Raw genomic sequence first — 24,130 nt, 5'->3', positions numbered from 1 at the left:
CCAAGGTACGTGCAGTTCGGAGTGGATCGCACTGGTAAACCGGTCAGCTCCAACCAGCCATTCGGCGAGGTGCCCACAGTGGAACCCGACGGCAACCTAGACGAGGTAAGCCACGGGCCTCAACCGAGGAGGATCATGACCGCGACCGTCGAGCAGACGAGGACGAGATTCGGTGATGGACGCCGCATCGTGCTCGAGGAGAATCAACGACTGCTCAATTCCGTTGCCGCGGAACAATGGGACCACGCTGGCACCCTGATCACCGCGGCACGAGCGGTCTTCGTGATCGGCAACGGGCGTAGCGGGCTGGCCACTCAGATGGCAGCAATGCGGCTGATGCATCTGGGGCTACGGGTGCATGTGGCAGGTGAAGTGACCGCACCGGCCATCGGCAGCGGCGATCTGTTGATCGCTGTATCCGGGTCGGGCACAACAGCCTCGGTGGTCGGCGCGGCAGACACCGCGAAGAAGGTCGGCGCATCGGTGATGGCAGTCACTACCGCGCCCGACTCACCGCTCGCCCAGCGGGCCGACGAGGTGTTGGTCCTGCCTGCAGCCGAGAAACAGGACCACAGCGCGGCCATCACCCGCCAGTACTCGGGCAGCTTGTTCGAACAATCCGTACTCCTGGCATTCGACGCGCTGTTTCTGTCGCTGTGGAGCAACGAGGACCAGACCGCCGAGAAGCTGTGGGAACGACACGCCAACATCGGCTGACTTGACTTACCCAAGACCTCGAAAAGAAACAATCAGGAGAAACACATGACGAAGCTGCAGGTTGCAGTGGATCTGCTCACCACTGCCGACGCACTGGCCTTGACCAATAAGGTGGCCCCGTACGTCGACATCATCGAGCTCGGCACTCCGCTGATCAAGAGCGCCGGCCTCGGGGTGATCAGCGCGGTCAAAGCTGCACACCCGGACAAGGAGGTCTTCGCCGACCTCAAGACGGCCGACGCCGGCTTCCTCGAGGCTGATCTCGCTTTCGCCGCGGGCGCCGACCTCGTCACCGTTCTCGGTGCCGCCGGGGACGCGACCATCAAGGGTGCGGTCGAGGCCGGTGACAAGCACGGAAAGAAGGTCGTCGCCGACCTCATCGGTGTCGACAACCGTGTCGAGCGAGCCCGCGAGATCGCAAAACTCGGCGTCGCGTTCGTCGAGATCCATGCCGGTCTCGACGAGCAGGCCCAGCCCGGGTACTCGATCCAGGCCCTCCTCGACGACGGCAAGACCGCCGGCGTGCCCTTCTCGATTGCCGGTGGCGTGAAGGCCGACACCATCACCGCGGTACGTGACGCAGGCGCCGAGGTCGCTGTGGCCGGGGGCGCCATCTACTCCGCCGAGGACCCCGCCGCAGCCGCAAAGGCCCTCAAAGACGCCCTCACCAGCTAGCCCGATCCAGGTAGAGCCCTGAACACCACCGTGTTCAGGGCTCTACCTGTTGTCGGCGCTCGCGCGCGAGACCCGACTGATACGTCAAATGCTCGTCCAGAAAGGTTGCTTCGGTAATCTGAAGCACTTCCCACAGGCTCAGGCCCGAAGAACAATCTTTCATATCGCAAGCGGCACAGTCGCAGACGCCACTCCACGGTATCCGGAATGAATCTGATTGTGCACCAACGCTTTCGGACTCATTCTTCGATTAGGCTCTAGCACCTTCGGCTCACCGACGACGCGGAAACAGCCTGGGGGCACGTTCGGCTCCGCCCGTCAAAGCGACCGCCATGCCCGGCCGGTACGTGCAAGCATCCCATCCGCCGACACCGGACCGGCGGAGCCGGACGGATACCGATCGGGTCGACCGCATCGCGCCCACTGGTCGAGTAGAGGGTCAATGACTCGCCAGGACTGCTCGACTTCCTCACCGCGCAGAAACAAGGTGGCGTCACCACGCAATACATCGAAGATGAGCCGCTCGTATGCCTCCGGCGCCGAATCGAAAATCGACCTGAAGTCCATACACAGGCTGATCGGCTGAATGTGCATGCCCCCGCCCGGGCGCTTGGCGCCGATATGCAGTTCGATTCCATCGTCAGGTTGTACCCGAAAGACGAGCACATTGGAGACCGGCGTAGCACGAGCTGCGGCGAAACCATGGGCGGGCAGGCTGAAGGTCACCGCTATCTCTGTCGTCCGCCGCGCTAGACGCTTGCCCGTGCGAATGTAAAAGGGAACCCCGGCCCATCGCCGGGTCTCCACGCCCACTGTCAGGGCGGCGAAGGTTTCCGTCACCGAATCAGCGGGAAAGCCGGACTCATCGACCAGGCCGGAGACCGACACACCGTTTTCGACACCCGGTCCGTACTGTCCGCGAGCAGAGGTTTGATCGAGTGGACCGAGAAGTGCGGTGGCGGAGAGCACCTTTATCTTCTCCGCAGCAATACTGGCAGCATCGAACGCGACAGGCTCTTCCATCGCAATCAAAGCCAGCAATTGCAGCAAGTGGTTCTGAATGACGTCGCGCGCCGCCCCGACACCGTCGTAGTATCCGGCACGACCTGTCACACCCACACTCTCGGCCATAGTGATCTGCACATGGTCGATATGCCGATTGTTCCACAGCGGCTCGAACATCCCGTTCGCGAAACGCAACGCGAGAAGGTTCTGCACCATTTCCTTACCGAGATAGTGATCGATGCGATAGATCGACGCCGGTGGAAACACGCGCTCGAGCGCAGCGCCGAGCACTCGGGAGCTGGCGAGGTCGTGTCCGAACGGCTTTTCCACCACGACTCGGCGCCATCCGCTCACCCCACGGTTCAGGCCGGTGTTCGCGAGCTGATCGCAGACCAGGGCGAACGCCGAGGGTGGAATGGACAAGTAGAAGACGTAATTGCCAGCCTTGCCGTGTCGAACATCGAGCTCTCTCAGGCGAGTGGCCAGGCGTGCAAATGCGGAGGTGTCGTCGAACGAGCCCTGGACCAGGTGGAGGCGGTCGGCCAGCGCGTTCCACACAACCGGGTCGAAGGGCATTCGCGCGCAGGCTTTCACCGACTCGCGCAGACGGTCGTGGACATCGAGGACATCACGGGCGAAACCGACGACGTCGAAATCTGGCGGCAGCTGGCCGGAATACGCGAGGTCGTAGATCGCCGGCAGCAGTTTTTTGCGAGAGAGGTCACCGGTGATTCCGAAGATCACCATCGAAGCCGGCTCAGCGATTCGTCCGGCACTTCCGATCAGCACCCCGCCTGCTCGGTCGGTCAACACATCAACCAGCGGGGCCCTGTCCTGCACGTCAGACACAGTCACTTCTGCTGCACTCCGTTTTCGCTTCACCCTTACGCATTCGGACAATGCGTCGACTGCCAGTGTCGAACTCATGCCGTGAGAGCGCACTTGGCCGAGCGGCCAGTTCTAGCCGTCCGACCGGGCAGGTGAGGTCGACACCGAACGTCCGTAGACATAGGAATCGACAAGATTACGCTGGCTCGAGAGTAAAAAGGCAACGATGAAACTGGGATTGGTCGGTCTGGGCCGCATGGGAGCGAACATGCGGGAACGATTGCGCGAGCGCGGACACGAGGCGATCGGATACGACCCGAATGCGGCCGTCAGCGATGTCGACAGCCTCACGTCGTTGATCGAACATCTGCCACAGCCTCGCACGGTGTGGGTGATGGTGCCCGCCGGACCGTCGACTCGCCTGGTCATCGACGAACTGGCGTGCTCGCTTTCCCCAGGCGATCTCGTGGTCGACGGCGGCAACTCCCGATTCACCGACGACAAACTTCACGCCGAAACCCTTGCAACGCGTGGGATCAGCTATGTCGACTGTGGTGTATCCGGCGGGGTGTGGGGACGCGCGAACGGGTACGCACTGATGGTGGGCGGAGACGCCACCGACATCGGCCGGTTGATGCCGATCATCGACGCGCTGCGGCCCGATGGTGATCTTGCCGACTCCTTCGTCCACGCCGGACCGGTCGGCGCCGGCCACTACGCGAAGATGGTGCACAACGGAATCGAATACGGGCTGATGCAAGCCTATGCCGAGGGGTACGAGCTGCTCGCGGCCGAAGATTCGATCGTCGACGTGCAAGCCGTCCTTCGCGCCTGGACCAAGGGCACTGTGGTTCGGTCCTGGTTGCTCGAACTGCTGGTTCAGGCTTTGTCCGAGGACCCTGGACTGTCCTCCTTGTCCGGCTTCACCGCAGATTCCGGTGAAGGCCGGTGGACAGTCGAAGAAGCCATCGCGCACGCGGTTCCCGCACCGGTGATCTCCGCCGCACTGTTCGCGCGATTCGCCTCCCGACAGGACGACTCGCCGGCAATGAAAGCTGTTTCGGCCCTTCGCAATCAGTTCGGCGGGCACGAGGTACGACGCGCCGAACCCGCTGGAATGGCCTGAGTCGTGACGTACGCGCCCGAGCCTCATATCACCCGCTCGCCCGAGTAGAACAAGTTATGGGCTCACTACATCGAATGGCAGACCTTCAACATCGCCGACGGTTCGACGCCGACCTGGAACGTGGTCGCGTCCTGGCCCTTGATGCCGGTGATCTCCATATCGACTACAGCTTGATCTGGATCAGACCGGGACGCACTCCGACCTGGCCCGCGCCGCGGGCATCGAACAGCGACGCGACCGCATGCTGCGCGGAGAACAGGTCGACACGACCGAGGTCCGGGCGGCTCTGCACACAGCGCTGCGCCTCCCGCCGGTTCGACACTGACCGTGAGTGGGCACAACAACGTCGCAGACGTACATCGAGTGCTCGACCGAATGGGCGAGTTCACCCACAGCGTTCGTAGCAGGCAATAGCGCGGGGCCACCGGTGCACGCATCACCACCGTGGTCACCATCGGCATCGGTGGCTCCGACCTGGGACTCGCATGGTCTGCGCGGCGCGGCGCCACTACGCCGCAGCCAACATCAATGTCCGGTTCGTGTCGAACGTCGATCCTGCCGACATCGTTGGTACTCTCGCGGATCTCGACCGGCGGCGACGATGTTCATCGTGTCGTCGAAGACGTTCACGACCACCGTAACTCTCGCCACCGCGAATGCCGCTCGCCGGTGGCTGACCGCGGCACAAGGTGAGGACGCGGTCAGCCACCATTTTGTTGCGGTTCCACCAACACGGCTAAAGTGGCGGAGTTCGGTATCGCCGGGGAGGGAGAACATATTCGAGTTCTGGGACTGGCCCGGCGGACGACACTCGGTTGGGTCCGCCATCGGATCGGCCGTGATCATGACGCCAGGCCCGGATGCGTTCAGTCGGTTCCTGGCCGGCATGCACATCATGCATCGCACTTCGCCGAGAGGCGACGCTGGAGAAGAACGCGCCCGTTCAGTAGCCGCGCGCGATCCATTCCGACAGATGTGGCGCCTCGGCCCCGATGGTGGTGGCGTCTCCGTGACCGGTATGAACCCGAGTGTGTTCGGGCAGCGTGAGCAGCCGGTCGCGGATGGATCCGATAATCGTGGGGAAATCTGAGAACGACCGACCGGTAGCCCCCGGTCCCCCAGCGAACAGGGTGTCGCCGGAGAACAGCGCATCCGCTTCGGGCAGGTACAGACACACCGAGCCGGGTGAATGCCCCGGCGAGTGGATGATGTGGATCTCGGTGCCCGCCAAAGCGATTCGTTGGCCATCACTGAGGTACCAGTAGCGCTGGCCCGGGTGGGTCAGCTGCCAGAGCGGGTCGTCACCGGGGTGGACGAGGACCGGGGCGTGCAGGTCCTCCGCCAGTTGCGGGGCGAAAGTGACGTGGTCGTTGTGACCATGCGTGCAGACCACAGCGGTCACGTGACGGTCGCCCACGGCCTCGACAATAGGTTTCGGGTCGTGAGCCGCGTCCACCACCACCACTTCATCATCGTCGCCGATCACCCACACATTGTTGTCGACATCCCAGGCGCCGCCGTCTAGTTCGAAGACGCCTGAGGTGACGACCCTCTCGATGCGCAGCTCGCCGCTCACAGCACCACCACCGAGCGCAGGACACCACCGCTGTGCATGGTGTGGAAGGCCTGCTCCACCTCATCGATCTTGATACGCTCGGTGACGAACTTGTCCAGCGGCAGCCGTCCCTGCTGGTATAGATCGATCAGTACTGGAAAGTCACGCTCGGGCAGGCAATCGCCGTACCAGGACGACTTCAATGCGCCACCGCGGGAGAAGAAGTCCAGCAGCGGCATCTCCAGCCTCATATCCGGGGTCGGAACACCCACCAGGACAACCGTGCCGGCCAGGTCACGGGCGTAGAAGGCCTGCTTCCAAGTCTCGGGCCGCCCGACCGCGTCGATCACCACATCGGCACCGAAACCTCCGGTGAGGTCTTGGATGGCGGTGACGGGGTCGGAGTCGGTGGCATCGACAGTGTGCGTGGCGCCGAGCTCAGCTGCCCAGCGAAGTTTGCGCGGGTCACGATCGACAGCGATGATCGTCGACGCCCCGGCCAGACGGGCACCGGCGATCGCGGCATCGCCCACCCCACCGCATCCGAACACCGCCACCGAATCACCGCGCCCCACCCCACCGGTGTTTACCGCGGCCCCCAGCCCGGCCATGACCCCGCATCCCAACAAGCCGGCCACCGCCGGGTCTGCGGTCGAGTCCACCTTCGTGCACTGTCCGGCGTGCACCAACGTCTTCTCGGCGAACGCACCGATCCCCAGAGCCGGGGTGAGTTCGGTGCCGTCGACCAAGGTCATTTTCTGCTCGGCGTTGAAAGTGTCGAAGCAGTACTGCGGCTTCCCGCGCTTACAGGCACGACAGCGACCGCACACGGCGCGCCAGTTCAGGACCACGAAATCACCGACAGCAACGGAATCGACTCCTGCGCCGACACTTTCGACCGTTCCCGCCGCCTCATGGCCGAGCAGGAACGGAAATTCGTCGTTGATGCCGCCATCTCGATAGGTCAGGTCGGTATGGCACACACCGCACGCGGCGACGGCGACGACGACCTCACCCGGCCCAGGATCCGGGATGACGATATCGGTCAGCTCGACCGGCGCCCCTTTCGCGCGGGCAATGACTCCACGAACCTGCTGCGGCATATTTGCTGACTCCTCCGATCGATCGGGCGACCATGCTCGAGCGCACGACTCCGGACCGACAGTAACGACGAGACATGAAAGCCGAACCTGGCCGTTAGTCGAGTAGGAACTAGCCTTTCCGAGGGTGGCCAAACGACGCGCTACCTGCCGCTCCTACCTCAGCCGCGTGCACGAGGCGATCGTGGAGTCCGACGACGTAGCCCCACGAGCTGCGCTCGGTGCGCGAAGCCAACGATGAACCGTGGGCCATATCGATGGCCGGTCTCACGAGTGTTGACAGAAAGTTGGTCGCGTCGCGCCATGGTGATTTTCAGCTGGGGCCTGGTGCCCGGTGGGGTGTGAGCACTCTGTCGGCGTACACGATCACTATGTCTCCTCGGTACCGGAAACTGGTCTGGGGCTGCTACACGATCAGGCGACAGTGTGATCTGCCCTACCGGTTGGGCTCCGGTTGTCACTTATCCGTACAGCAGCCCCAGCCGATGGAACGTGGAATTCACCAGATCGTCTGCGGTCGCGACTCCGCGTAGCTGCTTTACGCAGACGCTGGCAGGCAATCCATGGATGCCGAGAGGTTCTTCGGCGCCTACCGTGTCGACACGAGTAAGTCGCCGTCCACCGCTGATGCGACTGATCGGTCGCCGCCTCGTTACCCGAGCCACTGCGAACGCCTCACCTAGAAGGGTCCACCAGCAGTAGAGACGGCACCCTTTTTCCCCTTTGGTCGAGGAAGGAGCCCAGTGGAGTTCAGTCCCGCTTCTCGAGGCGAATGGTGACCGCCTTCGATACCGGGGTGTTCGACTTCGCCGCCACGTGGTCCAGTGGGATCAACGGGTTCGTCTCCGGGTAATACGCGGCCACATTCCCCTGCGGGGTCGGATACGGCACCAACCGGAAATCGTCGGCCCGCCGCTCCTGCAGACTCCCGTCCGGCAGGATCCACTCGGAGATCAGATCCACCCGGTCGCCCTCCGCGAATCCCAGTGTTGCGATGTCGAGTTCGTTGACGAACAGCACCCGTCGCGCACCCTTCACCCCGCGGTACCGGTCATCGAGACCATAGATGGTCGTGTTGTACTGGTCATGGGACCGCATGGTCTGCAAAATCAGTCTCCCATCGGGGACCGGTACCCAGGACAAGGGATTCACGACGAAGTTCGCCTTCCCGGTGTGTGTCACGAACCGGCGTTCGTCGCGTGGCGGATGCGGCAGTACGAACCCGTCAGGCAGGCGGACCTTGGTGTTGAAGTCCTCGAATCCCGGGATCACCCGGGCAATTGAATCGCGGATCCGGTCGTAGTCTGCCGAGAAGTCCCGCCAAGGTACGGGGTGGTCGACCCCGAACAGCTCCTCCGCAAGCCCGCACACGATGGCGACTTCACTGCGCAGCTGCTTACTGGCCGGCGGCAGGCTGCCGCGCGAGAGGTGCACCACGGACATCGAATCCTCAACCGACACTTGCTGCTTGCGGCCGTTCTGTACGTCCTTGTCTGTCCGGCCGAGTGAAGGCAGGATCAGCGCGGTACGCCCGGTCACCAGATGGGACCGGTTCAGTTTCGTCGACACCTGCACCGTCAGCGCACAGTTGCGCAGCGCCGCCTCAGTAACCTTGGTGTCGGGGGTGGCGGCCACAAAGTTGCCGCCCATCGCTATGAACACCGACGCCGCGCCATCGCGCATCGCCCGGATGGAGTCGACCGCATCGAGGCCGTGCTTGCGGGGCGAGGTGATCGAGAATTCGGTGTCGAGGGCATCGAGGAAGGCGTCGGGCATCTTCTCCCAGATGCCCATCGTCCGATCCCCCTGGACATTGGAGTGCCCACGCACCGGGCACACCCCAGCTCCCGGTTTGCCGATCATTCCGCGCATCAGCAGCAATGCGACCGCGTCCTGAATCGTCGCGACCCCGTGGGTCTGTTGCGTCAATCCCATCGCCCAGCAGATGATCGTGCGCTTCGACTCGATCAACGCCGCTGCCGTCTGCTCAATCTGGACCAGGGTGAGCCCGGTGGCGGCCACGATGGTGTTCAGGTCCACACTTCGGCGGATGTGGTCGGCCCACTGCGCGAAGCCGGCGCAATGCCCGTCCAGGAACTCGTGGTCGAGGACCGTGCCCGGGGCGGCGTCTTCGGCGTCGAGGACCAGTTTCGCCAACCCCTGGAACAGTGCCTGATCGCCGCCGATCCGGATCTGTAGGAACTCGTCGGCGATCTGCACGCCGTCGCCGACGACGCCATGCACCTTCTGCGGGTCCTTGAACCGCAGCAGACCGGCCTCCGGCAGCGGGTTGATCGCAATCACCCTCGCCCCGTTGGCCTTCGACTTCTCCAGGGTCGACAGCATCCGGGGGTGGTTGGTACCAGGGTTCTGGCCGGCGATCAGAATCAGGTCGGCGTTCTCAATATCCGGGACCGACACCGATCCCTTGCCGATGCCGATCGTCTCGACGAGGGCGCTGCCCGAGGATTCATGGCACATGTTCGAGCAGTCCGGCATGTTGTTGGTTCCGAAGGCCCGGATCATCAGCTGGTACACGAACGCCGCTTCGTTCGACGTGCGCCCGGAGGTGTAGAACACCGCTTCGTCCGGCGAAGCCAACGCCCGCAACTCACCCGCGATCAGCCCGAACGCCGCATCCCAGCCAATCGGCTCATAATGCGTCCTCCCCGGCAACCGAACCATCGGATGCGTCAGCCGGCCCTGCTGCCCCAACCAGTAGTCGGTCCTGCCCACCAGCTCCGATATCGGATGCGCGGCGAAGAACTCCGGGCCGACGGTGCGAGTAGTCGCCTCTTCCGCGACCGCCTTCGCCCCGTTCTCACAGAACTCCGCATGTTTGCGGTGGCCGGGGGTTTCCGGCCACGCGCAACCCGGGCAGTCGAAACCCTTGCGCTGGTTCAGCTTCCACAACGTCCGGGCAGTGCGCACCGGTCCCATCTGCTCGATCCCCCGGCGCAACGACACCAACACCGCAGGAACACCTGCCGCAGAGGACTTCTCGCGCGTGACGACGACATCAGTCTCGTCGATGTCGGGCAGATCGTGAGTCATACCAGCACTTTCTAGGAAGGCAACTACCGATTGCGAGTCGAAGCTCCGTCACGCCGAATCGACCAGGATCTCGTCGGACGGCGGCACGCGATACCGGAACCAGCGGCACGCAGCTTATAGGATTGCCAAATCCGGACCGTTCATCTCTCCCTCTACAGTTCATCCACGAACGAAACGCCTATGGCGTTCGATTTGCCGATGTTGCCTGGTGGCACCGCACTTCTGACATCATCTCCGGAATTGTCGAACACAAGACATTGCAAGAACGCCCGAAGTCGGCCAATCGGGACAGAACAGGATCACACTTGACCGGGGTCGATACGGCGGTGTGCCTTATCTCCCCGTTACCTGCGCGTCCTTGTCAAGGCATCGATAGGGGGCCGAGCAGCCGTCCGCCTGCGGGCCGCCGTTGCTGGCCCCGCACACACTGCCCATTCAGGCTAGATGTGCTGTGTCCAAATCCGTTGGGAGCGTTAGCAATAGATGCACTCAACCACGCAGACCGTCCAGCCATGACGCACGCAGGGGTTCAAGTCCCCCTTCGCGCACCGTTTCCGGCAGATCTGCCTGTTTCGCATTCCGTGTGTTGGAGTGCGCTCGAACACAATCGCCGTAGACACGGCGGCCGCATGCCGGGTTCGGCGAGCGGCCCACAGAACGGACAGGTGGCAACACCGGGCACCGTGCTACTGGCCGACTCAATCAACCGTTGGGCGAAGGCTCTCAATGCCTTCGACGTAACCTTCGACGCATGCATGTCCGCCGGACGAAATTAACAACTTACACCGCTTGCTGGGCAGTCCCGCAAAGCGTCGACGGGCTCCAGCACTGCGCTGGAGTCCGTCGACGCTTTCGCTCGGTCAGTTGCCGTCTGCGCCGATGGTTGCCTGTTCGGCGAAGATATCGCCAGTGAGTCCGCGGGCGGAGTACAGGTAGTCGCGGGAGGATTCGATGAGGCTTCGGATCTTGTTCAGGTCCTGGCCAACGAGTGCGCCACGGAACTTGCGGACCCGTCCGGCGACGAACACGGTGTCGACGTTGCCGGCGTGCGCGAAGGCGGTGACAGTGGCCAGAGCGTTCGACAGGGGCGCGGTGTTGATGTCGGTCGCACGGATCAACACGATGTCTGCGTCTTTGCCGGGGGTGAGCGATCCGGTGCGGTCGGAAAGGCCAGCGTTGGTAGCTCCACCGATGGTGGCGTAGGTCAGGACATCCGCGGGTGACAGGTGGGCGGGAACATCTTCCTCACCGAGGACTGTCTTTTCGAATGTGCGGCCGCGGTGACCGTTCAGCAGCGTCTGCATTTCGGTGAACATGCTCAGCCCGTAGCTAATCTCGTTGTCGCCGCTGAGGCCGGGCAGGATGCCGAGTTGACGGATCTTGTCGATCGGCGGGAAGGCGGTCCCGAGGCCGAACGCGGCGTCCGCTCGTGGGCAGACGTTCACTGTTGCACCTGAGTTGCCCAGCATGTCCCACACTTTGTCGGGCAGGTTGAAGCAGTGGTTGAACGTGTGCTTATCGGTAAGTAGACCACGTCCGCTGAGATCGGCGATCACGTCTTCGACGTTCTCGATGTGCGCGCCCATTTCATGTGAGACCCACAGGTTTTCGGTGCGTGCGAAGTCCCATACCTCGACGGAGGGGTAGAGATCGAACAGCCGCAGTGTGAGGAGTTGGTCGTCGGAGCTGAAGTACTCGCTGCGCAGGCGGGTGACGTCGGACAGCCATTGCGCCGCGTCGCCACCCACGGGGGCGCCCGAGGCGTGGACTCCGCGGATCCCCGCGTCTCGGAGCGCTTCGACTGCTGCGTTGGAGTGGTCGGGGCTTTGCGAGTTATGGGAATTGTCGATGATCGTGGTGATTCCTGCGTCGAGCGCGACCAGTGCTGTGGCGAGTGTGCCGACGTAGTTGTCGTGGGGCCTGTATGCGGGCCCGTAACCGAAGGCGGTGAAGCCAAGGTACGCACCGAAATCGAGAGTCGGTGCCGTGCCGCGGAGCTGGCCTTCCCAGGCGTGGACGTGGGAGTCGACGAAGCCCGGCGTCACGATCGTGCCGGTTGCGTCGACGACGACGGCGTCCTTGGCCGAGGCCTGCAGGTCGGGGCCGATCTCGATGATTTTTCCACCGCGGATCAGCACGTCCCCGACGAGATCGCCCACCGCGGGGTCCTGGGACAGGATGGTTCCGCCCTTGATCAGGATGGCCTGGTCGGCGACGGTGTTCTGTAGTGCGGCGAGGGTGGCAGCGTCGTGCGCCTGGTCGCGGACAGGCATCGGCGCTGGTGCCGAGCCTCCGGACGGAGGGGTGGCGAAGGTCGAGATGTCGGTCATGGCTGGTGCGCCTTTCAAATCTGGGAAGTGCCCCGGCAAGTGGGGCTGATCGCTTTCATCCCGCACGCCCGGCCGTGGTGTCGGATCGTGTGCCGCGCGTTGGGCTGCGTAACACTGCTTGGGCTGCGGTGGCACGCGGTTCCTGTTCGGGCGGATTCGTTCGTCACGCTGGCCGGAATGTTCGGGAAGTTGTCATCGCTGAAAGTCAATCCCACTTGTGATCTGTATCTCTTGCCTCCGGGGCCCAAAACCCGGGTCGGTTGTGGGGATGGAGGCGCAACGCCGCTGGCCTCGATGTATCTGCTTCGCCGGCGAATTGGCGCTGTGAGCATGGCGGTGCCTAGTGCGGATCCGTCGGCGCGGGCAGCGGGTTGCGCTGCGAAACCAACATGGTGCGATCACCCTGTGTCCGTGTCCGTCGCGATCTGGGCGTGTTGGGTGCTTTGGCTCTGCGTGAGCGGCGGTTGCACCTGACGGTCGGGTGTCGCGTGTCAGCAGAAGCGAGCCGTGCGCTGGAGGTGCGTTGGGGGACCTGAGCACATTGGAGCCGACACGGTCGGTTTGTCAGGTTTGCTGGTGCTCCAGCGGGGCAGTGATCGACGCGAGCGGGAAGCGTTCGCTGTGACCGGGATGAACCTGAGTGGATTTCGGCTGTTTCTGGAGCACACCGAGCGGCTTGGTGCCAGGCGCGAGTGTTCACCGACGCCGGGCGCGTGGACGGCGTCTCCGGTCAGCAACGCGCCGATCGCCGGGACGTGCAGTGACACCGAGCCGGGTGTATGCCCCGTGGTGTGGAGGGCGTGAATTTCGTTTCCCGCGATGGCGATACGGCCTCTGTCGGTGGGTTGCCAGTATCTGCGCCGAGAGCGGGTGGCGCGCCAGAGGTCGTGGTCGGCGGGGCGCAGCAGTATCGGTGCGCACAATCCGACGCCCACCTCGACGGCTGGGGATATGTGCCCAGTGTCCGTGTGTGCAGAGCACAGTAATCACATTGCGGTGTCCCGCCGCTTTGGCGATCATGTGCGGGTCGGCCGCCGGATCAGTGATCGCAACGTCCCGGTCTCCGGAGACAAGCCGTGGTTTGACCGTCTGCGATTAACCTCTGGGGCGCCGACTGCGTTTTCCGCATTGCTCTACCTGCTCGATGCCGAGCGGACTACTCATCTGGTCACGCCCTATCGGATAAGCAGTGCGGTGGCGACGGACGACGCCGCTCGGTTCGGGGTTCGGGCCAAGTCCGACTCGGTGGCAGTCGTGTCGCTGCCGGAACGGCTGGGGTCAGGCTGCCGCATAAGTGGCGGTTGTTTCGCACCATTGACTGTCGACGGACACTGCCCCGGAGAGTGCGATCGCATCCTTGACCTGTCCGCCCGTGCACAGCTGGTGGTCCACGTCGCGGTGCGATAGCCGGCGCGTTCCCCACCCGTCCCGAATGGTGGTGGCGCCGACGAGGACCTCGGCCGGCGCGGTGCTGCGTTCGCCCTCGAGCAAGATGACTTCCTGGTCCACGACCCGCACCGACACACCGTCAGCGCCTATGACACTTCCGACCATCAGCACGACGATCTCGTTGTCCCAGTCGGCATCGCGGTACGCCAGAAGACGGCCGGTGAGTTTCCCGAGCGGGACGGTGACATCGAGGGTGATGCGGGAGCGCCGCTCGCTTTCGGGATTCCCACCCGCTGGGGCGACCGATACGGTGCGAGGGAGCAAGACTCGCCTGGCGGTCCAACTGAAGAACGGTTCGCCTGCGGTGCTCATGATGATCGTCCTCCCAAATCGGCGGCTTTGTACTTACCTCGATCCTGTGTGACGGGGGCCATATTCTCTCGTGGTGGTTGCACAATTTCCGGTCGGGCTTTTGCGCTGTCAGCGCGACGGTCTCAGGGAGTGATGCCACCCAGCGCGCCGCCGTCGATTGCCTTGCGCTGGCAGATCAACGAGCGGCACAAGGTTGCGATGGTGGGCCAATTGTGTGAGCGAACCCGGCGGGGTGAGATTGCGTTGGGGCCCGAATCGGTTCCTCCGTTCGACGCATTCGAATCTACGAAAAGAGTGCTCATGTCCACAAACGGTCACCCGAGCGTCCGCACCGCCGTCGTCACTGGTGCCGGTGGAGGCATCGGCGAAGCGACAGCGCGGACTTTGGCAGCGCGGGGGTTTCACGTGATCCTCGGTGCCCGGCGATCGGATCGGTGCCAGGCCATTGCCGAGGAGATAGGGGGCACCGCGATAGAGCTCAACATCACCTCCGATCAATCGGTCCTCGACTTCGCCGGACAGATCGGTGACGTGTCGGTTCTGGTGAACAATGCCGGCGGCGCCCGCAGGATGAGGACGATCCTTGAGGCCGACATCGACGACTGGCGGTGGATGTGGGAGACGAACGTCCTCGGGACGCTGCGTCTGACCAGGGCTCTCATCCCAGCTCTTGTGGCCTCGAGGTGTGGGGTCGTCGTGACCCTGACATCGACCGCGGCACTCGAGATCTACCCCGGTGGTGGCGGCTACACTTCGGCGAAGCATTCCGAACGGGCACTGCACCGCATGCTCGAAGCCGAACTGGCCGGCGCACCGATCCGTTTCACCGAGGTGAGCCCGGGAATCGTCGAGACCGACTTCTCCCTGCACAGATTCGAGGGTGACGCCGACAAAGCCGCCGGGGTGTACCAGGGGCTGACCGCGCAGGACGTTGCCGACGTCATCGCGTTCGCTGCGGACGGCCCGGAGAATATCTCCCTCGAGCACATCGTGGTGCGGCCTCGAGCGCAAGCGGATTCCACACATATCCACCGGGACTGATCGCCGCACCACACGGGCCGGGTCATCGACTCGCACATCGGACGATCTCACGAGCCAGCCATAGCGCAATACGCTGTGTACGCCGCAATACGCTGTGTACGCCAGGTGGCTGGGGCGTCTGGTCGTTGGTGCCGATTACCCGCCGATCCGGGAAGGTTCCGGATCGGCGGGTCAGTGCTGTGAGCCCGGGTACGGCTCAGGTGTGCGGTCTCAGTCCGCCGCCCGCAGGAGGACATCGATGTCGACGCGGACCGACTGCGCACCGGCGGTGCGCAGGACACGGCGGAGCGCACTGCTCGAGGTGCCGATTCGGTCGATCAGTACGTTGCGGTGTTCGCGCGGATCGCGGGTGTGGCCGCAGGTGGCGGCGACCAGAATGTGCGGATACCGTGATCGCGCCCCCGCCTCGAGCAGCAGATGTTCGGCGGGCACCGCCCGCAATGGCACCTCGACCTCGCTCTTAATGTCACCGATGAGCAGGCACGTCCAGCTCACTCCAGCGTCCTCGAACATGAGCATCCGCGCCCGGCCGGCTGGTAACTCGAATACGGAATCGAAGACCGTATCGGGCTCGGCGTGTGCTGCGAGGTCGTTCAGAGCTACCAGAGGAAGGTGGTGGCGGTCAGCGAAGGTCGTCAGGTCCTGTCCGGCGGCCAGTCCAGTCGGGTCGGTGATTCCGACGAGGGTCGCGAACAGCGCCGCGGGCCGGCGGCCGGCGGCGGTGACCAACTGCAACGCCGCCTCTGCGAATCCGCTCACCCCACGATTAGTGTCGACCCGGACCGGAACGAGATGTCCAGGGCGGGTAAAAGATTCGATCGTCGACTCGGTGGCCGCCAGCGCGGCGGCGGTGGCGGCCCGGTCGGCGGCGGAAATGCCCGTTCCCACTCTCTCGGCGGCGTCGACGCTCACGCACTGTCCGGCGGTGGGGTCGTCGGCGCCGCACTGCGCGGTCAACCCGAGGGCGGTGCACCGGTCTGCCGGCAGAGCGACCTGCAGGAAGCCGGAGGTGTGGCGTACCGCGAACGCGGTCGTGTGCTCGTCGGCGCACTCGGCCGGGAAAACGATCTCACCACGACGTGGCCGGTCGAGGTCGTCGCATAGTAAGATCGCGGCGCCGCCGGCCAGTGCGGCAGTCGCGGCACGCACCCGACGGTGCGCGTCGCGTTCCGGTCCGCTGGGCGACAAGCTGATCGTTTGTGCGACCATTGTTCCCGCCTCATACATCATCGTCATGGCAAGATCCGTTTCCTCGGTCCCGAACGGTCGTGTCAGAAGGGCGCGACCTGCTCCTCGATGCCGAGCAGCGCCCGGCCGTACAGCTCACGGCTGAGATCGGTGTTGATGCTGGCGTGACGAGAGGCGGTCTCGATGTCGCGCCAGATGCGCTGCAGGGAGTTCACCTCGGCGAAGGAACCGGCGCCGCCGACGTTGAGAAGCAGGTCGACGGCCTCACGCGAGTGCTTGGCCGCCTGGCCGATGTCCATCCGGATCCGTGCCCGCTGAAGGGTGCCGGGGATCTGGCCGGTGCGGCCTGCCTCATCGAGGTCATCGGCGGCGCGCAATGCGTGCAGCCTCGCCTTGTCGATCAGTGAGGCGGCGTCGGCGATGTTGAGCTGGTAGCTCGGTGAGTCGGCCGAGCGCTGGTAGAACGAGTACGAGATCGGCTTGCCCTTCGCAACGATGTCGAGGACCCGTTCGAGCGCGGCCTGGGCCATGCCCAGCTGGGGGCCGACGATCGCCAGGACGAGGGCGGTCAGTGCGTGGGTGCGGTACTCGGCTTCGTCGGTGAATTCGGTCGCATACTGGCCCTGGGCGAGGGCCGTGAGCGAGAGGATGCGGTGGTCGGGGACGAAAACGTCCTGCGCTACGACGGTGTTGGAGCCGGTGCCGCGCATGCCGGCGACGAACCAGGTGTCCTCGATGGTCAGCTCGGACATCGGTACCAGGGCGAGACCCTGGTCGATCGGCTGCCCCTTGTCGTCAACGATGTTGAACACCAGCACGATCCAGTCGGCCTGGTAGCTGCCAGAGGCGAATCCCCACTTGCCGGTCAGGACCTGCCCGCCGGCGGTGCGGACTCCGGTGGCACCGGCGCTGAGTACACCGGCGACGGCGGCGTCCGGGTTGGTGCCGAAGACCTCGTTCTGGGCCTTCTCGTTGTAGAGGGAGGTGCTGAAGTTGCCGCCGCCGAGGATCATCGTGACCCATGCCGAGGAGCTGCATCCGCGGGCGAGTTCGGCGGTGACTTCGAGGTAGGTCCGCATGTTCGCCTGGTGTCCGCCGAAACGGCGGGGAGTGGTCAGTTTGAAAAATCCGCCGTCGCGCAGGGCCGCGACGGTCTGTTCGGGCAGGCGACGGTCGTGGTCGGCCTGGTCGGCGGTGGCGCGCAGTTCGGGCACCAGCGCGTGGGCGGCGGCGAGCAGTTCACGGCGGGTCGCCAGCTGCAGGTCGTCGGTTCCAGGTCGTTCTTGGACGGCGGTCATGGATTCCTCCTGTGTGTTCTACGCAATCAGCGCCGGATGTTTGTGGTCGTCATCACGTCGCTTGCCGGGTTTGATTCAATGCCTCTATGTGGCCGATATCTCGGTCCGCGGTCCCATAATCGGTTTGGCGGTTTGGGCTGCGAGTGCTGAATACGGCCGGATGACGGACAGCCGATTCAGGGAGTATCGCGAAAGGTGTTTGCCGGAGGATGCTTTGGACAACCGGCGGCACCGAGGCCCACTGTGGAGCGGGCCGTGCATCAGGCGCGGCGTGCCTTGTCTCGGTCCTCGCGCTCGCGAGTGGGGGCGTCAGGATCGGCCGAGCCGATGCACTGCTCGAGCCGGAGCGCGACATGGAGTTCGAGTTGGCGTTCGGCCACGGTGCGCCCGAGGAGACTCTCGGCCTTCTTCACCCGGTAAGACACGGTGTTTCGGGCCACGTGCAGGCGCTTGGCGACGGCGTTGACGCTGCGTTCCTCGTCGAGATACGCCAGCAGTGTCTCGCGTAGGTCCCGGTTGCCGGGTCCTACGCCGGCAAGGCCCGCGAGTTCACGGCGGACGAAATCGTGGGCCATCTCGAGATCGAGCGACATCAGAGCGGCGATTCCGTGGGTGGCGTAATCGATCAACCAGTCGGCGCGGTAGCCGGTGTCGCCGCGGGCACGGTTGCGGGACAGTCGGATCGCGTGTTCGGCCTGTTGGTGGCTGCGCACGAAACCGGTCACACCGGGGGCGGAGACTCCGACCCCGACCCGGATCTCGTCCGGTGCGGGGTAGCTGCTGATCAGTGCCGGGGTGCTCGTGCTGGTCACCGTGCCCCACGCCCAGACGATGTTCGCTCCTACCGGAACTATGAGGTGGCCGCGGCAGCGCGCCAGTTCGAGGAGGGACAGGGCGGTGCGCTGAAGCTCGCCGGGGTCAGCGGAGGCGGGGCGATCGGATTCGAAGATGAACGCCAGATGGGTGTGCCCGAGGGCGTAGCCCAGCGAGTTCTCGGCGGTGGTGAGGTCGACCGGTTCGTCCGCAAGGATCGCGCGCACCACTTCCTTACGCGTCGCCGCTGCGGTCGAGACCCAGCGGTCACGTTCCTCGAGGTATTCGCGCGCCACCTGGTCGGAGAAGACGTCGAAGAATTTGAGCATCAGTTCGGTGATCTGGCGCATCTCGTTGGCGCGGTCACGCGGGGGTACGTACTGCTCGCACACATCGAGGAAACGGCGCAGCGCGAAGGCGTGGCCGAACTGCACTCCCCGCAGGACGGTATTGAGGGCGATGCCGCGGCGGACGAAATCGTGGTCGGCGACGACTGTCTCGGGGGTGACATTGGCGACCGCCGGGTCGTCGAGCGCCAACAGCAAAGTGGCGGTCAGCAGGTGCGACTCGGTGCCGATCCGGACGGTTTGAAAGGCACCGTCGCCGGTGCCGAATTCGCTCATCTCCTCGAGGATGTAGCTGGTCATCTCGTGCGCCGTCTCGACCGCCCAGCGGATCGCGTTCGGGCTCAAAATGCCCGTCACCTTGTTCAAGGTGGCGACACTGGCCGGCTCGATCTGTCGGTCCGGTTCGATGGGCGCAAGGTTGTTCACCCATTCCCGTTTGATCTCGACCATCGACTCTCACCACTTTTCTGCTCGCGGATCACCACGACCTGTCCGGTCGTGCGGCCCGCCGTGTTGTTCATTCTCGGCTCTGCGCCGCGTCGGTGGGGCCGAAGCGCACACCGCCGGCACCCGAGTCAGGGGGTGTCGACCGCGCGGGCAGCCAGGGCCTTACGGGTGGCGAGGATCGGCCCCGAGGCACCGGTCAGGGTGACCGCCGCGACCAGCAGACCGGTCAGAACAGGGTGCGCCCCGGTCCAGGCGTCGATACCGAAGACGAAATCGATGCTGTAGGCACCCGGGCCGGTGAAGCCGAGACCGATCGCGAGGGCGGCCAGCACGAGCGGGTATTCGCCGCCGCCGGAGGTGTTCCAGACACTTCCCGTCAGCAGAACCAATGAGGCGCCGGCCACGAGCATCGTCGCCGCGGCGATGGCGGCGCCGACCGAGGACGCCAGACCCGATGCCAGCAGCACCGCGGCGCTGATCTCGCAGGCCACCGCGAGTTTGACCTTCGTCCGGGGCGGCGTCTGCCCGAGCTTGCCGAACAGGCCGGTCGCGCCATCGAGGCCGGGACCTTGGAACCAGCCGGCGGCCTTCTGCATGGCGTGGGAGAACAAGACGGCGGCGATCAGTAGTCGCAGGATGAGCAACCCGGTGTCCATGGTGAAACTTTCTGTCGAGGCGGTGCGTATGCCGCGCGGCGGCATGTAAGCGCCGAAGTCCGATCTCAGGAACTCCATGGTGTGTGACTCGTGCCACAACATGCTTGGGCTGGTGTCCCAATTTCCCGGACCGCGATTGCGCTCGCCTGTGACACACCGACCTCAGAGCTCGTGGGCCGTACGCCCAACCGCCGAAGGGTTTGTTGGGATAAGGATCCAAGCCTTTGTGTCGCCAGTCACACAAGATCAGGAATGGAAGTCGCCGGGTCGTCTCGCGCCCCACACATCCCATTCCTTGAAAGACAGACCATGTCGAAACGAGTGCGCCCAGTCTGGCTTCGATCGACTGACGGTATTGGTGCGGTCGACGCCGAGGACCGCATGATGATCGACTTTGCGCGGCGATGGCTTCCGTTCGGGAGCCCACGCCAGGAGGACATCCTCGTCGAATTCGGTTTGCCCCTCTTGTTTTCGCGGATCGGGTTCTGAGGTTGCTGGAGACCCGGCACCCGTGCGTGGACAGGCACCGGGTGTACTCGTCAGCCCAATGCGGCAGCGACTGCCGCGGGCATGGACGTGGTGGCCCGGCCGATCAGGCGGCTCAGGTCACCCGTCTCGACCAGCAGGTCGCCGCGAGCGACACCGAGGTCACCATCAGCGAACACCTCGGCCAACCCGGCGGGAAAACCGAACCCCCGCAGCGCCTCGACATAGCGATCGGCGGACAGATCGGTGTAGCCGACGGCCCTGCCGCTGAGCTCGGACAGAGCCTGGGCGAACTCGGCCATGGTGAACGCCCGGTCTCCCCCGAGTTCGTAGACGCTGCCGGTGTGACCGTCCTCGGTCAGCACCACGGCAGCGGCGTCGGCGTAGTCGGCGTGTGTCGCCGCGCTGACCCGGCCGTTGCCGGCAGCCCCGAGGACAGCGCCGGCCTCGACATAGGCGGCGGCCATGTCGGTGTAGTTCGCCAGGTACCAGCAGTTGCGGAGGAAGACGTAGGGCACGCCGCGCTCACGGATGTACGCCTCGGTCGGCTTATGATCGGCGGCGACCAGCAACCTCGTCGTGTCAGCTTTGGGCACACTCGTGTAGGCGATCAGGTCGACCTCGGCCTCGGCGGCGGCGTCCACGACGTTGCGGTGTTGGTGCACTCGGTTCCCGACATCGGTGCCGGAGACGAACAGCACCTTGTCGACACCGTCGAAGGCGATGTCGAGGGAGGCGCGGTCATCGTAGTCGGCCACCCTCGTCACCGCGCCGATGTCGGCCAGCGCCATCAGCTTGTCACGGTCACGGCCGACGGCGACGATGCGATCGGCCGCGACGCCGCGGCGGATCAGGGCATCGATGGCGTGACGGCCGTAGCGGCCGGTCGCCCCGGTGACGGCGATGACCAAGGTATCCTCCAAAGGGTTGGGCGAAGGGGATTTCGCCGACGACTCAGTTCTCATGCGGCTGGTGGGTTCCGAACAGTCGCCCGTGGTACACCAACGGATGTCCGTCGGTGAGTTCGGCGGCGTCGACGGTGCCCAGGACGACGACGTGGTCGCCGCCGTCGACCAGGTTCGCCACCGTGCACGCAATCCATCCCGGGGCACCAGGGATGCGGGGCAGGTCGTGGTCGAGGTCCCAGCGGGTGCCGTGAAACTTGCCCACCCCGCCCTTCCTCGCGAACGACAACGCGGTCGCGGCCTGGTCGGCGCCGAGGATGTTGAGCCCGAACCGGCCGGATTCGCGGACCAGTTCCAGGGTTTCCGATCCGCGGTCCAGGGAGACCAGCACCATCGGTGGGTTCATCGACAGTGATGCGAATGCGCTGACGGTGGTGCCGTAGGGCAGGCCCCCCGAGTTGGTGGTGACGACCGAGACGGGGGTGGCGACGGCGGCCATCACTTCCTTGAACGCGGCCTGCACGTCGGGCTCGGTGATTGTCATGTCTCTGGCTCCTTGCACTACGGGTCAGCCGGTGATGTCGCGGCCGAGTAGTTGGCGGGCGATGATCCACTTCTGGATTTCGTTGGCGCCCTCGTAGATTTCGCCGATCTTGCTGTCGCGGTAGATCGCCTCGACGGGGCCGGGGGTGCCGTCGGCGCCGAGTTCGCGGGTGAATCCGAGTCCGCCGAAGAGTTGGACGGCATCGCGCGCGATGGTCACCGACAGTTCGGTGCCAGCGAGCTTGGCCATCGCCGCCTCGGGTTCGGGGAAAGGGTTGCCGTCGTCGAGGCGGATCGCGGCCTTGACGTACAGCGAGCGGGCGGCTTCGAGGGCGAGGGCGTGCTCGGCCATCCGGAACTGCCAGTGCTGCATCGCGCCGAGTTTGGCGCCGAACGCTTCCCGCGTGGCGAGGCGGTCGGTCATGTGGTCGAAGGCGGCCTGCGCCATCCCGACGCCCGCGGCGGCGATCCCGATGCGCCCGTAGGTCAGGGTGGACAAGGCGATTTTCAATCCCCCGCCGACCTGGCCGAGGACAGCGTCGTCGCCGAGTTCTACGCCGTTGAGGATGACGTCGGCGGTGAGTTGTCCCTTATTGCCGAGCTTGCGGTCGGGTCGGCCGATCGTGACCCCTGCAGTGGTGGTCGGAACGATGAACAACGACAGCGTCTGCTCGGTGCGGGCCAGGATGACGATGACGTCGGCGACCGGGGAGTTGGTGATCCACCGTTTACGGCCGTCCAAACGCCAGCCGGTGGCGGTCTTGGTGGCCACAGTCTGCACGGCCTGCGGGGATAGATCACTGGAGGCCCCAGGTTCGCTGGTGGCAAAGGCACCGATGATCTCCCCGCGCACCAGCGGTGTAAGCCACCGCTGCCGCTGGTCGGCCGAACCTTGGTTGAGAGCGTTGCCGGCGAGGATGCAGTGTACGTCGAAGATCGCGGCAACGCTGTTGGAGTAGTAGGCGAGCTCCTCGACCACGGCGGCGGTCGCCGACGCCGGCCGGGTCAGCCCGGTTCCGTGCACGTCCGCGGGGAACGGGACCTCGAAGATCTTCTGGGTGGCCATGGCGCCGAACACGTCGAAGGGGAAACCGTCGTCGACCTCGTCACCGGCGGCGATCCGGACCGCGGCCGGGGCGACGAACTCGGCCGCGAACCGGCGGGCACGGGCACGGATGTCGGTGGTCTCCGGGCTCGACAACAGGTCGTGGTACAGCCGATCGGACTGGCGCGCCGGGGCCTGCGTGGCGGTGGTCTCGTTGGCGATGGTCATCGTCTCTTCCGTGGTGGTGGTCGTTGGCTGGCGGGTGGGAAGGGAGTATCGCCCCACGGATCAGTTGGACCCACCGCCTCGGATCCGTGGGACGAAGCTCATCTGGGGTCAGACCCGAACTGGTCGCGGCTGATAATCGGATTGCGCAGCACACCGATCTTCTCGACCTCGACCTCGACCACATCACCGGGAGTGAGGAACCGCTGCGGATTCATGCCGACACCGACCCCACCGGGGGTGCCGGTGGCGATGACGTCGCCCGGTTGGAGGGTGACGGTGTCGGTGATGTAGGCGATGATCTTGCCGACCGAGTGGATCAGGTCGGCGGTGTTGCCGTCCTGCACCATTTCCCCGTTGACCCGGGTCTGCACCCGCAACCCGCTCGGGTCGGGCAGCTCGTCGGTGGTGACGATCGAGGGGCCGATCGGACCGGAGCGGTCGGCGTTCTTGCCGAGGGTGAACTGCGGGGTTTCGATCTGCTTGCGGCGGGCGCTGAGGTCGTTGAACGCGGTGTACCCGAGCACATGCTGCAGTGCGGAGTCCTCCTCGGCTGCCCACACCGTCTCACCGATGACGGCGGCGAGTTCGACCTCCCAGTCCAGGCCCTTCTCGGTTGGGGGGACCGGCACCTGCGTGCCATCGACCACCAGGGTCGATCCCCAGCGGCCGAAGATCATCGGGAACTTCGGCAGATCGAGGCCGGCGACGGACTTCGACTCGTCGGCGTGCGAGATGTAGTTGATGCCGACGCAGAAGATCCGGGACGTCTCCGGCACCGGCGGTGCCTGCTGCAGGTCGGCGAGGGCGAGCACGTCACCGGTGCGGTCGGCGTGCAGGGCCGCCCGCGGGTTGCGGTAGAAGTCGGCGGTGGTGCCGAGCGGGGTCACCTTGTCGCCGTCGACCGCACCGATGTGGCGGGTGCTACCGACGAGGTATCCGATCAAACGCATGAGTGTTCTCCTATAACCAGATTGGTTGATGG

At 64.9% G+C, this 24,130-nt stretch carries 20 protein-coding genes and 1 pseudogene; 6 read left to right on the top strand and 15 right to left on the bottom strand.

From position 1 onward, the window contains the following. Positions 1–135: 135 nt before the first annotated feature. Complete coding sequence (gene hxlB, locus ACWEQQ_RS04770) at positions 136–717, top strand: 6-phospho-3-hexuloisomerase (RefSeq protein ID WP_452347157.1); 582 nt, start codon at positions 136–138, stop codon at positions 715–717. Positions 718–762: 45 nt separating this feature from the next. Beyond that, positions 763–1,392: a 3-hexulose-6-phosphate synthase gene (gene hxlA / locus ACWEQQ_RS04765; protein ID WP_452347156.1), complete on the top strand. Its 630-nt coding sequence runs from the start codon at positions 763–765 to the stop codon at positions 1,390–1,392. 318 nt (positions 1,393–1,710) lie between these two features. Here hxlA and zwf read toward each other — a convergent pair whose 3' ends face one another. After that, positions 1,711–3,252: a glucose-6-phosphate dehydrogenase gene (zwf, locus tag ACWEQQ_RS04760; protein WP_452347155.1), complete on the bottom strand. Its 1,542-nt coding sequence runs from the start codon at positions 3,250–3,252 to the stop codon at positions 1,711–1,713. A gap of 199 nt (positions 3,253–3,451) precedes the next feature. On the opposite strand from zwf, the gene gnd reads away from it, so the two are divergent. The 3 genes and pseudogenes from gnd to ACWEQQ_RS04745 all read left to right on the top strand — a co-directional run. Then, a complete protein-coding gene (gene gnd, locus ACWEQQ_RS04755) occupies positions 3,452–4,351 on the top strand; it encodes a phosphogluconate dehydrogenase (NAD(+)-dependent, decarboxylating) (protein ID WP_452347154.1) in 900 nt (299 codons plus the stop codon). A 241-nt stretch (positions 4,352–4,592) separates the two neighbouring features. Beyond that, positions 4,593–4,676 (top strand): hypothetical protein, encoded by an 84-nt coding sequence (locus tag ACWEQQ_RS04750; RefSeq protein WP_452347422.1) that lies wholly within the window; start codon positions 4,593–4,595, stop codon positions 4,674–4,676. Positions 4,677–4,952: 276 nt separating this feature from the next. Further along, positions 4,953–5,195: pseudogene (locus ACWEQQ_RS04745) on the top strand (glucose-6-phosphate isomerase); the annotation flags it as partial. A gap of 99 nt (positions 5,196–5,294) precedes the next feature. Here the strand turns inward: ACWEQQ_RS04745 and ACWEQQ_RS04740 are convergent. The 6 genes from ACWEQQ_RS04740 to ACWEQQ_RS04715 all read right to left on the bottom strand — a co-directional run bounded on the left by ACWEQQ_RS04740 (position 5,295) and on the right by ACWEQQ_RS04715 (position 14,151). After that, complete coding sequence (locus ACWEQQ_RS04740; protein WP_452347153.1) at positions 5,295–5,927, bottom strand: MBL fold metallo-hydrolase; 633 nt, start codon at positions 5,925–5,927, stop codon at positions 5,295–5,297. Beyond that, complete coding sequence (locus ACWEQQ_RS04735; RefSeq protein WP_452347152.1) at positions 5,924–7,009, bottom strand: S-(hydroxymethyl)mycothiol dehydrogenase; 1,086 nt, start codon at positions 7,007–7,009, stop codon at positions 5,924–5,926. The genes ACWEQQ_RS04740 and ACWEQQ_RS04735 overlap by 4 nt, the downstream gene beginning before the upstream one ends. 747 nt (positions 7,010–7,756) lie before the next feature. Further along, positions 7,757–10,060, bottom strand: coding sequence for an FdhF/YdeP family oxidoreductase (locus tag ACWEQQ_RS04730; protein WP_452347151.1), 2,304 nt, complete (start codon positions 10,058–10,060; stop codon positions 7,757–7,759). A gap of 860 nt (positions 10,061–10,920) precedes the next feature. After that, positions 10,921–12,390, bottom strand: a complete 1,470-nt coding sequence (locus ACWEQQ_RS04725; RefSeq protein ID WP_452347150.1) for an amidohydrolase family protein — start codon at positions 12,388–12,390, stop codon at positions 10,921–10,923. Positions 12,391–12,881: 491 nt separating this feature from the next. Further along, entirely contained in the window at positions 12,882–13,325 is a 444-nt protein-coding gene (locus tag ACWEQQ_RS04720; RefSeq protein ID WP_452347149.1) for an MBL fold metallo-hydrolase, read from the bottom strand. A 343-nt stretch (positions 13,326–13,668) separates the two neighbouring features. Continuing rightward, positions 13,669–14,151 (bottom strand): hypothetical protein, encoded by a 483-nt coding sequence (locus tag ACWEQQ_RS04715; RefSeq protein ID WP_452347148.1) that lies wholly within the window; start codon positions 14,149–14,151, stop codon positions 13,669–13,671. Between the two features lie 300 nt (positions 14,152–14,451). Here ACWEQQ_RS04715 and ACWEQQ_RS04710 point away from each other — a divergent pair, with 300 nt between their 5' ends. Then, on the top strand, positions 14,452–15,192 hold the full coding sequence (locus ACWEQQ_RS04710) for an SDR family oxidoreductase (RefSeq protein ID WP_452347421.1): 741 nt from the start codon (positions 14,452–14,454) through the stop codon (positions 15,190–15,192). 210 nt (positions 15,193–15,402) lie between these two features. Here ACWEQQ_RS04710 and ACWEQQ_RS04705 read toward each other — a convergent pair whose 3' ends face one another. From ACWEQQ_RS04705 to ACWEQQ_RS04670, 8 genes are all read right to left on the bottom strand, one after another. Further along, complete coding sequence (locus ACWEQQ_RS04705) at positions 15,403–16,401, bottom strand: 3,4-dihydroxy-2-butanone-4-phosphate synthase (RefSeq protein WP_452347147.1); 999 nt, start codon at positions 16,399–16,401, stop codon at positions 15,403–15,405. 62 nt (positions 16,402–16,463) lie between these two features. Then, positions 16,464–17,678 (bottom strand): acyl-CoA dehydrogenase family protein, encoded by a 1,215-nt coding sequence (locus ACWEQQ_RS04700; protein WP_452347146.1) that lies wholly within the window; start codon positions 17,676–17,678, stop codon positions 16,464–16,466. 260 nt (positions 17,679–17,938) lie between these two features. Next, positions 17,939–19,288 (bottom strand): PucR family transcriptional regulator, encoded by a 1,350-nt coding sequence (locus ACWEQQ_RS04695; protein WP_452347145.1) that lies wholly within the window; start codon positions 19,286–19,288, stop codon positions 17,939–17,941. 125 nt (positions 19,289–19,413) lie between these two features. Continuing rightward, positions 19,414–19,941 carry a DoxX family protein gene (locus ACWEQQ_RS04690; protein ID WP_452347144.1) on the bottom strand — a complete coding sequence of 176 codons (528 nt, stop codon included), beginning with the start codon at positions 19,939–19,941 and terminating at the stop codon, positions 19,414–19,416. Between the two features lie 539 nt (positions 19,942–20,480). Continuing rightward, entirely contained in the window at positions 20,481–21,338 is an 858-nt protein-coding gene (locus ACWEQQ_RS04685; protein WP_452347143.1) for an SDR family oxidoreductase, read from the bottom strand. A gap of 43 nt (positions 21,339–21,381) precedes the next feature. After that, entirely contained in the window at positions 21,382–21,876 is a 495-nt protein-coding gene (locus tag ACWEQQ_RS04680; protein WP_452347142.1) for a flavin reductase family protein, read from the bottom strand. Between the two features lie 24 nt (positions 21,877–21,900). Further along, entirely contained in the window at positions 21,901–23,148 is a 1,248-nt protein-coding gene (locus ACWEQQ_RS04675; protein WP_452347141.1) for an acyl-CoA dehydrogenase family protein, read from the bottom strand. A 98-nt stretch (positions 23,149–23,246) separates the two neighbouring features. Further along, entirely contained in the window at positions 23,247–24,098 is an 852-nt protein-coding gene (locus tag ACWEQQ_RS04670; protein WP_452347140.1) for a fumarylacetoacetate hydrolase family protein, read from the bottom strand. Between the last annotated feature and the right edge of the window lie 32 nt (positions 24,099–24,130).

The sequence above is a fragment of the Nocardia sp. NPDC004123 genome, from assembly GCF_053603795.1.
This window is presented reverse-complemented; position numbering and strand designations above follow the sequence as displayed.

Bases quoted from the DNA above. Each gene is read 5' to 3' on its own strand.
- hxlB (WP_452347157.1), top strand. From the start codon at position 136: ATGACCGCGACCGTCGAGCAGACGAGGACGAGATTCGGTGATGGACGC.
- hxlA (WP_452347156.1), top strand. From the start codon at position 763: ATGACGAAGCTGCAGGTTGCAGTGGATCTGCTCACCACTGCCGACGCA.
- gnd (WP_452347154.1), top strand. From the start codon at position 3,452: ATGAAACTGGGATTGGTCGGTCTGGGCCGCATGGGAGCGAACATGCGG.
- ACWEQQ_RS04750 (WP_452347422.1), top strand. From the start codon at position 4,593: ATGCTGCGCGGAGAACAGGTCGACACGACCGAGGTCCGGGCGGCTCTG.
- ACWEQQ_RS04735 (WP_452347152.1), bottom strand. From the start codon at position 7,009: ATGCCGCAGCAGGTTCGTGGAGTCATTGCCCGCGCGAAAGGGGCGCCG.
- ACWEQQ_RS04730 (WP_452347151.1), bottom strand. From the start codon at position 10,060: ATGACTCACGATCTGCCCGACATCGACGAGACTGATGTCGTCGTCACG.
- ACWEQQ_RS04725 (WP_452347150.1), bottom strand. From the start codon at position 12,390: ATGACCGACATCTCGACCTTCGCCACCCCTCCGTCCGGAGGCTCGGCA.
- ACWEQQ_RS04715 (WP_452347148.1), bottom strand. From the start codon at position 14,151: ATGAGCACCGCAGGCGAACCGTTCTTCAGTTGGACCGCCAGGCGAGTC.
- ACWEQQ_RS04710 (WP_452347421.1), top strand. From the start codon at position 14,452: ATGTCCACAAACGGTCACCCGAGCGTCCGCACCGCCGTCGTCACTGGT.
- ACWEQQ_RS04705 (WP_452347147.1), bottom strand. From the start codon at position 16,401: ATGGTCGCACAAACGATCAGCTTGTCGCCCAGCGGACCGGAACGCGAC.
- ACWEQQ_RS04700 (WP_452347146.1), bottom strand. From the start codon at position 17,678: ATGACCGCCGTCCAAGAACGACCTGGAACCGACGACCTGCAGCTGGCG.
- ACWEQQ_RS04695 (WP_452347145.1), bottom strand. From the start codon at position 19,288: ATGGTCGAGATCAAACGGGAATGGGTGAACAACCTTGCGCCCATCGAA.
- ACWEQQ_RS04690 (WP_452347144.1), bottom strand. From the start codon at position 19,941: ATGGACACCGGGTTGCTCATCCTGCGACTACTGATCGCCGCCGTCTTG.
- ACWEQQ_RS04680 (WP_452347142.1), bottom strand. From the start codon at position 21,876: ATGACAATCACCGAGCCCGACGTGCAGGCCGCGTTCAAGGAAGTGATG.
- ACWEQQ_RS04675 (WP_452347141.1), bottom strand. From the start codon at position 23,148: ATGACCATCGCCAACGAGACCACCGCCACGCAGGCCCCGGCGCGCCAG.
- ACWEQQ_RS04670 (WP_452347140.1), bottom strand. From the start codon at position 24,098: ATGCGTTTGATCGGATACCTCGTCGGTAGCACCCGCCACATCGGTGCG.